This window comes from uncultured Gimesia sp. (genome assembly GCF_937910335.1).
Taxonomy (GTDB): Bacteria; Planctomycetota; Planctomycetia; order Planctomycetales; family Planctomycetaceae; genus Gimesia.
Genome location: NZ_CALEMX010000207.1, coordinates 44,920 through 55,521, shown reverse-complemented (window position 1 = coordinate 55,521; position 10,602 = coordinate 44,920). Strand labels below are relative to the sequence as shown.

At 50.1% G+C, this 10,602-nt stretch carries 9 protein-coding genes; 5 read left to right on the top strand and 4 right to left on the bottom strand.

What is annotated here, in order from left to right; all coding sequences use genetic code 11:
- Nucleotides 1-369: 369 nt before the first annotated feature.
- The 4 genes from glyA (at nucleotide 370) to Q0668_RS07965 (ending at nucleotide 4,700) form a co-directional block, all read left to right on the top strand.
- Complete coding sequence (gene glyA, locus Q0668_RS07980; RefSeq protein WP_298862479.1) at nucleotides 370-1,611, top strand: serine hydroxymethyltransferase; 1,242 nt, start codon at nucleotides 370-372, stop codon at nucleotides 1,609-1,611.
- A 24-nt stretch (nucleotides 1,612-1,635) separates the two neighbouring features.
- On the top strand, nucleotides 1,636-3,012 hold the full coding sequence (gene hisD / locus Q0668_RS07975) for a histidinol dehydrogenase (RefSeq protein WP_298862476.1): 1,377 nt from the start codon (nucleotides 1,636-1,638) through the stop codon (nucleotides 3,010-3,012).
- Nucleotides 3,013-3,424: 412 nt separating this feature from the next.
- The gene (locus Q0668_RS07970) at nucleotides 3,425-3,880 is read left to right on the top strand and encodes a hypothetical protein (RefSeq protein WP_298862473.1); all 456 of its coding nucleotides are present in this window, start codon (nucleotides 3,425-3,427) and stop codon (nucleotides 3,878-3,880) included.
- Between the two features lie 430 nt (nucleotides 3,881-4,310).
- Nucleotides 4,311-4,700, top strand: coding sequence for a hypothetical protein (locus Q0668_RS07965; RefSeq protein ID WP_298862469.1), 390 nt, complete (start codon nucleotides 4,311-4,313; stop codon nucleotides 4,698-4,700).
- Nucleotides 4,701-5,112: 412 nt separating this feature from the next.
- On the opposite strand, the gene Q0668_RS07960 is transcribed toward Q0668_RS07965, so the two are convergent.
- The 3 genes from Q0668_RS07960 to Q0668_RS07950 form a co-directional block, all read right to left on the bottom strand.
- On the bottom strand, nucleotides 5,113-5,661 hold the full coding sequence (locus Q0668_RS07960; protein ID WP_298862466.1) for a hypothetical protein: 549 nt from the start codon (nucleotides 5,659-5,661) through the stop codon (nucleotides 5,113-5,115).
- 114 nt (nucleotides 5,662-5,775) lie between these two features.
- Nucleotides 5,776-6,186, bottom strand: a complete 411-nt coding sequence (locus Q0668_RS07955; protein ID WP_298862463.1) for a hypothetical protein — start codon at nucleotides 6,184-6,186, stop codon at nucleotides 5,776-5,778.
- Between the two features lie 69 nt (nucleotides 6,187-6,255).
- Entirely contained in the window at nucleotides 6,256-7,062 is an 807-nt protein-coding gene (locus Q0668_RS07950) for a hypothetical protein (protein ID WP_298862460.1), read from the bottom strand.
- Between the two features lie 317 nt (nucleotides 7,063-7,379).
- On the opposite strand from Q0668_RS07950, the gene Q0668_RS07945 reads away from it, so the two are divergent.
- The gene (locus Q0668_RS07945) at nucleotides 7,380-9,065 is read left to right on the top strand and encodes a right-handed parallel beta-helix repeat-containing protein (protein WP_298862457.1); all 1,686 of its coding nucleotides are present in this window, start codon (nucleotides 7,380-7,382) and stop codon (nucleotides 9,063-9,065) included.
- 32 nt (nucleotides 9,066-9,097) lie between these two features.
- Here the strand turns inward: Q0668_RS07945 and Q0668_RS07940 are convergent, their stop codons facing one another.
- Nucleotides 9,098-10,594 (bottom strand): SDR family oxidoreductase, encoded by a 1,497-nt coding sequence (locus Q0668_RS07940; RefSeq protein WP_298862454.1) that lies wholly within the window; start codon nucleotides 10,592-10,594, stop codon nucleotides 9,098-9,100.
- Nucleotides 10,595-10,602: the final 8 nt, after the last annotated feature.

The following is a 10,602-nucleotide window of genomic DNA, read 5'->3' as shown; positions in this document are numbered from 1 at the left end:
AGTTCAACGAACTCCCAGGCTTTCTGGTGTGTCATCGAGGCAAGCGTTCCGGTAAACACCACTCGCTCCCCCTGCAACGCGGGAGAGCCTTGTAGCAGTTGATCAGGTTGTTCTTCGTCAGTTTCCGCCATAGGTTAAGTAATAATGTATCAATCAAGGAATTTCGAGTAAAAAGGGGGTTATCAGGTGAGTGTGTCGAAAATATCATTCACATGACCAGTAAACTTTCTCCGAGGATACTGATACGCGAATCTGTTGGGTAGCTTTCAGAGCAAACCTTCATTATAAGGGAGCAAAATAAGTTACATACCCTCCATGTACCGTTTTTACCCTCGATTTTTGACTATATTTCCATGGGAGTTTATAGGAATGTCCGTGCTTGAGTCGTGTGATCCCGAAATCTGGAACCTTATTAAATCGGAAGCAAAAAGACAAAAACACGGCCTCGAGCTGATCGCTTCCGAAAATTACACCAGCGCAGCCGTCATGGAAGCCGCCGGATCGATCCTCACCAATAAATATGCCGAAGGACTTCCCGGCCGACGGTACTATGGGGGCTGTGAATATGTCGACGTCATCGAAGATATCGCACGCCAACGTGCATGCGAACTCTTCGGTGCCGAATATGCCAACGTTCAGCCACACTCCGGATCCCAGGCCAACATGTCCGTCTATTTCACCGTTTTGAAACCCGGTGATACCTTCCTCGCAATGGACCTCGCACACGGCGGCCACTTGACACACGGCATGAAACTGAATTTCTCCGGCACACTCTACAATCCCGTCCCTTACGGCGTACGGGAAGACAACCACCAGATCGACTATGACCAGGTAGCTAAACTCGCCCGCGAACACAAACCGAAAATGATCATCGCCGGTGCCTCTGCTTATCCCCGCGAAATCGATCACCCCAAGTTTGCAGAAATCGCCCAGGAAGTCGGCGCGATCCTGATGGTCGACATGGCGCACTACGCCGGACTCGTCGCAGGAGGCGTACACAACAACCCCGTCGAAGTCGCCGACTTCGTAACATCCACCACACACAAAACACTCCGAGGCCCACGTTCCGGTTTCGTCTTGATGAAAAAGAAATATGCCAAAGACTTGAACCGAGAGGTCTTCCCCGGAATTCAGGGCGGTCCACTCGAACACGTAATCGCCGGCAAAGCAACCTGCTTCAAAGAAGCGATCGCACCTTCGTTCAAAGAGTACGCTCAGCAAATCGTCAAGAACGCCAAAACATTGGCAGAAACCCTGATGGCAGGCGGCATCAAACTCGCTTCCGGCGGAACCGACAACCATCTGATGCTCTGCGATGTCACCGCAATCGACCTCTCCGGAAAAATCGCCGAAGAAGCACTCGACAAAGCAGGCATCACAGTCAACAAAAATATGATCCCCTACGATCAACGCAAACCTCTCGACCCCAGTGGCATCCGCATCGGCACCGCCGCCCTCACCACGCGAGGCATGCAGGAAGACGAAATGAAAAAAGTCGGTGCTTGGATTCTCCGCGTCCTGAGTGATCCCGATAATGATTCCAATATTGAAGCCGTCAAAGGGGAAATTGGGGAATTCACCCAAAACTTTCCCGTTCCCGGCATCGCATAATACAGACTCATATAGTACAGACCAATGACACACAGCGATCTCAACATCACAACCATCGACTGCACCCGCGACGACGCCACCGCGCTCTTCAGCGAACTCCGCGAAAAACTCAGCCCGCGCGGCAACATCGTCTCCGAAGCCGGACGTCAACGCACGATCGAACTCTTCGGCGAACCCCTCTCGCCACAGGAAGTCGTCGAACGTATCTGCAATGATGTCCGAGATAAAGGACGCCATGCACTCCTCGATTACTCCGAAAAACTTGACCAAAAAAAACTCACACCCGAAACCATGCGTGTCTCGGCTGAAGAACTCAAAACCGCTCACGAACAGGCCGATGCGGAGTACCTGAAAACGCTCCGCACCATTCGCGATAACATTATCGAATTCCAATCCGCGCTCCTGCCCGATGATGTCAAAGTCACCCGCGAGGCAGGGGAGGCCCACGTCGAATTGCGACAACGCTATCTGCCATTGAAACGCGTCGGAGTCTGCATTCCCGGCGGTGCAGCCGCGTATCCCTCGACACTCCTGATGACCGCCATCCCCGCACAAACTGCAGGCGTAAAAGAGATCGTCGTCGTCGTGCCTCCCACCGATTTCGGAGGCTACAACACCGACATCCTCGCCGCCTGTTATGAACTGGGCATCACAGAAATTTATCGTGTCGGCGGTGCACAAGCCGTCGCAGCACTCGCCTATGGTGTCGAAGGCATAGAACGCGTTGATAAAATTGTCGGCCCCGGTAATCTGTTCGTCGCCCTCGCCAAGCGTCACGTGTTCGGCGAAGTCGATATCGACAGTATTGCCGGCCCCAGTGAAGTCATCGTCCTGGCGGACGAAACCGCCAACCCGGAATTCATCGCCAGCGATCTGATCTCGCAAGCCGAACACAGCCCCGGTTCGGGAGTCCTCATCACCTGGCATGCACCACTCATCGAAGCCGTCCGTACCGCGCTGATCGAGCAACTCAACGAACTCCCGCGCGGCGATCTGGCACGCCAAAGCCTGCTCGACTACGGCGCCCTGATTCTCACACGCGACGAAGACGAAGCAGCCCGCTATACCGATCTCTTGGCTCCCGAACATCTTCATATTTCCACGAACGATCCAGAACAACTGCTTGCTAAAATCCAAAATGCCGGCGCGATCTTCATGGGCCATTATACCCCCGTTGCGACAGGCGATTATTACGCCGGCCCATCGCACGTACTGCCCACCGGCGGCACCGCCCGCTTTGCCAATGGCCTCTGTTCGATTGATTTCCTCAAACGTTCTTCCGTCATCTCCTACAACCAGCAGGCTTTGGCAAACGACGCCCCTGGCATCTGCCTCCTCGCCGATAAAGAAGGCCTCACCGCTCACGCCGCCAGCGTCAGTATTCGTTTGAAACAAAACTGAACTTGACCTCGCCGCGACTTTATTAAACCGCGCCACGCCCCTCAATCTACTGCTCACTTTCGCTCTTGACTCGCTCATCGGAAATCCCATCATGCGTTGATGCGCGTCGCGCGCGTGATGCGTTTTTTGCACACTGCTTTTTACGAACACTGAAGATCTCAGCACTATAAAAGTCTCTGTGTTTTGAAACTCTTCACCTGCAAAATCGTCACCAGTTCCCGCTGTCTCGTATCTCATCGACGGCCTTCGGTCACACTTCGACTCATATGACCCCGCGATTAATAACATTTCGCCAACTCTCTTCCACGTTTCAATCAAAAAAATTCGCTTGACCCCGGCGCGCCCTTCCGCATGATGCAACCTGTGCGTTATCAAACTGACAGACCACCAGCATAAAACAGGAAACCAATTCATGAACACCTCCCAACCCACTCCAAAACCCAGACAGCGTATGACAAAAGAACAACGAACATTAATCTTGCGGCTCATTAAAAAAATGATTGGTCTCGGAAGATATTCTTCCGAAATCAAAACCGCCATCGCCGATCAGTTCCATCTCAGCCCCCGTTCCGTCGAACGTTACATCAGCAGTGCCCGCCGGGAAATGCTGGAACGTTTGGAAATCTCAGTGGAACAGCACCGCGCAGATTCCTTCTACTTTTATCGCAGCATCATCGATTCACCAGAATCAAGCACGCGCGACCGTATGCACGCCCGCGAACGCATCGACAAACTCATTGGCGCCGAATCAGCAATCCGCTTTAAACCTGATCCATGGGTAAACGAAATCTCCCCCGAAGACATCAAAAACATGACCGACGAAGAACTTGATGCCGCCTACCAGAGAATCAGCAAAGAAGTCACCTAAAAAACCAGCCACACATTTTATGCCATAGCCACACAGACCTCGAGATGAATATCCGGAACTGCATAAACCCCACACAAAACACGTAAATGCGTCCGTGTGGTACTGGGTGGATCGCCACCAGTGATCATGAAAGACGGGTAAGCCCGAATGCAATTCGGGCCGAGCACAGCGAGCAGGAATCTGACAGAGCAACAGAACAATCAATCGTGATCGTCCTGTTTTCGGTAATGAGAGATCGATTCTTTAGATCTCATTCGACCAAATAGCCAGACAGTTTCCTCTTGTTTGACAACAACCCTGCGACACTAAAAGCTTGGCAGCTGAATTTCAATTGCTACAATGTCGTTTACCACAATGCGTTGACGACCATCGCCGGTTCTCACTACAGCTTGGTCACATATAACAATTGTATGATCACAGGAATTTAATCATGGTTGAAAAACAAGATAACATAGGCCTGTTAGCAATGTTTTATAAGATCGTAGGCGTGATTATGTTTTTGTTTTCGCTATTCCCATGCATACATCTCATTATCGGAATTGCCATTATGGCAGGTGGTTTTAAATCCGAGGATGTTGCTCCTCCATTCATATTTGGATTAGTGTTTACCATTATTCCACTGATATTTATTTCTTGTGGTGTGGCTCTAGCTATCTCAATGTTTATGTGTTCGCGTTATCTCGAAGCAAAATCGAATTATCGATTCTGTCAGATCGTGAGTGGTATTAGTTGTATTTTCATGCCTTTTGGAACAGTCCTAGGTGTTCTTACTCTGATAGAGTTATCAAAAGATCCCATTCGGGAGTCGTTTGTTTCATAACCAATGGTTAACGTGCTCACACTCTTCACCTCGTGCATAAAAACATACTCATCATTCGAGTGCCTTATGTCATATTAAAAATGTCCCATCCGGGTGGTACTGGTGGTACTGGTGGTACTGGTGGCTCGCCCCCAGTGATTATAAAAAACCAACCTCTCACCACTACCAAACAATCAGAAACCCTGGCCAATCATCCTTTCCCAGCCAATTCATCAAGGTAGTTCGACAGTCTGATTGACAGATTAAGATACTGTTTTTCCTGTCCTCAGAAAAAGAGTAACCCTCTGCGTGCACAACCTTGTTTCTCAACTGGCGAAGATCGTTAAAGATTTTGCAATGGCGTTCAATTTTCCTCACAACGCTAAATAACACCTGCCTTGAATACACAGCAGACTCCATCAATGAAATAAGTCTAATATTTCGGAGTGTCAACAAAACTTTCGCCCACCTTTTCCATGAGGTAACCCAAAAACACCGCGCCCCCCTCCAGCACCGCGAATAAAATCACCAGCCACAACCGATGTTGAAAATTAAACGCAATCACAGAAAACACATTCGGTATTTGACGAAAGGCATTCAGCACAAAATCCTTCATCGCCACGAATACTGTTATGATCATGGCACTTCTTGCTCGGGATCGTCTGCCAAATCGTGAATCATCAGATTCAATATCACTATTCTCTTCAGCAAACTTCTCCGCTTCGTTAGATCGCCAGCCTTCTTCTGCATGAGCATAAGCGGCTGCAAAACAGGCCCAGCCAAACAGACCAATTGCGACCATCAGCATCGCAATCACCTTATGAGTTGAAAGCTCCTCGTCTTTCTTTTTTTTCTGCTTTGTTTTTGATTTTGATTTCGGTTTTTCGGTCTTTGATTTTGTGGCCCCCTCCGCCTCAACTTTTTTCGCAGGGGACCTGCGTTTTTCTCTGCGCTGGGGTCTTTGATACTCTTCTTGATTCATTGTTGCAAATCCACTGAATGCGGTGATAGATATAATTGCCAGAGACATCAATGAACTAATCGGAATTAGGCCAACTAAACTGAGAGTTCTACAATCACAAAACTTTGACTACGCTCAATCAATTTTTCCCATCACATAACCCAGAAACAGGGCGCCTCCTTCCAGCACAGCTATAAGAATCACCAGCCACAATCGATGCTGAAAATTAAACGCAACCACAGAAAAAAAGTTCGGGATTTGACGAAACGCATTCCAAATGAAGTCCCTGAAAGAGGACCTCGATTCACGTTGGATATTAATTCCATCTTCAAAGCGATCGTCCTGACTTATTTCATCAGAACCACTGGCTTCGCCCTCTTCACTGACGCGATCAGCCTGATTCATTCGCCAACCTTCTTCTACATGTGCATAAGCGGCTGCGGCAAACGCCCAGCCAACAAGAGCGATTGCAACCATGAGCATTGCAATGACTTTCGTCGTTGACGTGCCTTCATCCTGAGTAACCGTTCGTCTCGCTGCTGCCATTTCGGTCTCTGCCTTTCTCGCGTTTTAAATTGAACCACATTTAAGAAATTGAGTTCCGGTGAAAGTCAATTACAAATACTTACCTTGAATCCCTGACTTTTTACACGCTTTTTTATACAGTTTTTTCATCCCTTTTTCGCTTATCAGATCCGGCCGTAAATCGTAAATCTTGTCATACGTTTCCACGATCTTGGGAAAGTCATTCTTGTTTTCATAAATCCCGGCGATCTCAATCACCACATCCAGAGCCTTTGGTTCAATCGCCAGACATTTATGAAATGCTTCCAGCGCACACTCGTCTTTTCCCAGCAGCCGTTCCATTCTGCCTAAGTTAAAAAGGATGTAGAGATCTTCGGGACTTAGTTTATGCGCCGCCTGATAACTGGCGATCGCCCGATCCAGATTCCCCTGCAATTCGTGCCAGCGGGCGGACACAACTTCATGTTCATGATGCATCTCGTTCGATTTCAACACAGCCAAAACAGAGTTGACATCGGTAATCTCCTGCAGGCAATACAGATTTTCCAACGCCCCCGCTAGCAGGATGCCCACATTGATGGGCTCCTCGTCACCAGCCAGCTGCACTTCGTTCTTCCCGTTTTGAACATGTTCTATCCACTCCTTGAAATTGTTTCGAACCTCGTCCTGAATCGGTTCCATATCCTTGAGAGGAATATGAGTTCCCGTACTGCAGTTCCCACACTCATTCAATATCTGTGAGCGCGCACCAAGCGGAAACAGCGGTATCCAATAAATGTGCCCAAATTTCCGACCCACATAACTCTGCTGTTTCGTGTAGTAACCGCATTGTTCACAAGTGCCAACGTAGTCGACAACGTTTTCTTTAAAGTACATTCGCGAGCCGTAAATAATCATGCGAAAACCTACCCTTCATTGATGTAAATTCGTAACCCCCCGGTCCAGCGATTGAAAATCAGTTCACACCCGCACAAAAAAACATTATGACACCACGAAATCCGCTGTCAAGAATTTACTGATCATTTGCGTGCCCCTCAAACAAAAGACTGAAAGCACTGAATTCAGAGATTCGCTTGACCTGACTTTTGAACCTGTTAGTTTAAAAGAGTGCGACATCCGTCGGCGATGAAGACAAACCTCGCGACTATGAATCCGTTTTACAATGGGCCAGTTTCATAATAGACCCGTTTCATAATGGAAGAGAGAAGCCTGTCATGATCTCAATCAACAATCATCAACTGTCAAACCTCTCCCGTCTCCCTCTGCAGGGGCTTCTAGTGCTCTTCACCCCCTTTTGGGGGGTCACACACTTAGCCGCTGACACGCTCAGTGTTCCAGCGGACCATAAAACGATTCAGGCCGCCGTGGATGTAGCCAGTAAAGGCGACACCGTTCTGGTTTCTGCAGGAACCTACAAAGAACGTATTCTATTGAAAGAGGGTCTCACTCTAAAAAGTACCGGCGATGAGACTAAAGGTAAAATCGGTTTGAAAAGAGCAGAGACAACAATCATCGATGGCGGCGGAGAGCAGGGCGCAGGCGCAGGTGTAACGATGGCTCCCTTCTCAACTCTCGACGGTTTTACCGTAACCAACGTCGGTCAGTACGACGACGACAAATGGAACAAGCATCACGCCACGCAAGGCGAACAACAGTCACACGAACATATCGGCGAACCTGGCACAGCCGGAATTGGCGTGATCGGGGTTACCTGTACCATCAAAAATAACATCGTACATCATATCGGCTACACAGGAATCGCGATTCAGGGAGTCGCCGGCAAACGCTGCGCTCCTCACGTTTATCGCAATTTCTGTTATCGAAATATGGGTGGCGGCATCGGATCGATGCAGAAGTCGACAGCCATCATTGAACAAAACCACTGTTTCGAAAATTTCTATGCAGGCATCGGACACGACGACGCCAGTCCCACCGTGATCAACAATACCTGTTACGAAAACATCCGCGCCGGAATCGGAATCAGTGAAGGTTCCCGAGCCCTCGTCCGTGGAAACAAGTGCTTTAAAAACCGCCGTGCCGGCATCGGCATTCGTACCGGCGCCCACACGCGACCCGTCATTGAAGAGAATCAATGTTATGAAAACGAAATGGCAGGCATCGGCACGCGTGAAGAAGCCTCACCAACCATCCGTAACAATCGCTGTTATAAAAACAAACTGGCCGGCATCGGTTCGCGCACACACGCCACGCCAACCATTCTCGGCAACGAATGCTACGAAAACGGTCAATCCGGAATTGGCCAGCAAAGTGACGCTGTAACCATGTTGATCAACAACCATTGCCATCACAATAAATCCTCCGGCATCGGATTCGCCACCTGCGAATCCGGTCGATCCACAGTGATCAATAACCGCATCATTGACAACGGAAAGATCGCCGTCGGCGTTAACGCAGGCTGGACCGTACAGCTGTCAGGCAACGAACTTTCGCAAAAAAATGGGTTGCCACCAATTGTCATGGTCTTTAACGGCGCCGATGTCACTCTGACCAGCAACACCATTCGCGGCGGCGGTGTCGCCGGCATCCGCGCCGCTGGCAAGGTCCGCGCTGAGAACAACGAATTTGCAGGCACCTCTTTACGCAAGTTCGGACCACCCAACTTTGCGATCTGGGCACTGCCCGGATCAGATCTCACGATGAACGACAATAAAATCCATAGCTGGCGACACGCGCTACAGGCCTCCGAGGCAAATATTTTCGCGACCGGGAACAAAATCAGCCAGTTCCATAAAGCAGCCTTCGTGGTTCAAAATTCCGCCAGCCCCGCCAGCCTGTTCGGCAACACCGCGATCTCAATCAACCCCGAAGACAAAGTCCTCTCAATCAGCGGAAAAACGGGCATCGTAAACAACAACATTTTGAAACGGCCAACAGACTAAGCAGAGCAGGGGAGAGATCGGTCTCTGATAGTTTACTGTGAAGTTTCGGCAGGTGTTCGCTCGTCATTCAACAAGGCAGCTTTCGCAATATTTCGCAGCATCCCTGAAAAGACAAAGTAATGCAGCGGGCAGACAGCATACCAGTATATGCGTCCCCACAGACCTACAGGATCGTAAATCGCAGTCTGTGTGATCCGGGAAGATTCACCATTCCCTGTTACCTCGAATTCGAGCCAGGCGCGACCCGGAAGTTTCATCTCAGCGATCAATCGTAATCGATGCTCCGGCTCGTAGGATTCGACGCGCCAGAAGTCGATCGTGTCGCCCACACGCAGGTTTTCATCATGCGCACGTCCACGTCGCATACCAACTCCACCAACCAGAAGATCCAGTATCCCGCGCAGATGCCATAACCAGTTGCAGGCATACCAGCCGGTATCCCCGCCAATCCTCTGAATCGGCTGAAAGGCGACAGCCGGAAGGACGTCGACCTCGATGCTCCGTGAGTCTATCATGCGCCTACCGAATTGGACTCCCGTCCAGGCAGGAAGAGCCCCCGAAGATGAAAGCGCATCCGACCAGCGCGTTTCCGCGATCGCATTGTCTTCATTCTCCAGTGCCCGCCTGACAGCAGCTTCGATACCCATTGGCTCAAGGTCAAATTCCTGGAGCGCACTCTTATCTCGCACAACCGTCGAATGCACAATGCTCTCGATCAGCTTACGCCCAATTCGGGCATACAAGGGAGTCACCAGCCCTAACCACAGGCTGGAGAGATAAGGCGTCAACACCGGCACCCGAATCATCCGAATCCGCAGACCACGAGACCGTGCATAAACACGCATGATGTCAGCATAGGAGACCTGGTCGGCACCACCGATTTCAAATACCCGACTCTGAGAACCGAAACGATTCAATCCCGCGATGAGATAGATTATCAGATCTTCGATCGCAATGGGTTGGGCAGAACGCATGACCCACTTCGGCGTAATCATGATCGGCAGTCGTTCCACCAGAGAACGAATCATCTCAAAGGAAAGACTTCCCGATCCGATCACAATCGACGCGCGGAACTCCAACACGGGCACACCACGCGCACTTAAGATCTCGCCCACCTCCTGACGACTTCGCAGATGTGCAGAAAGCTCCTCATCTTCATTCCCCAGGCCTCCCAGATAGATAATGCGTTCCACACCCGCTTCAGAGGCCGCCTCTGCGAAATTCTGCGCCGCCAGTCGATCGTTTTCTTCAAACGAACCACTGGCGCCCATGGAATGAATCAGATAATAGGCAACTTTCACACCTTCCAGTACGGGACCCAGGCTCTCACGATCCAGGACATCACCGGCGACCACTTCTGTGGATGTAGCCACCCGCGGAAGAAGAATTTCCGGACGCCGCGCCATGCAACGCAGACGTGCCCCACGCTGTTCCAGCGTCTGTAGCAATCGTCCACCAACATAACCTGTCGCCCCCGTCAGTAAGATCAAATCAGAATCAGAATCAAATTCGTCAGGGGAGAGAGCCATTTGTTCAA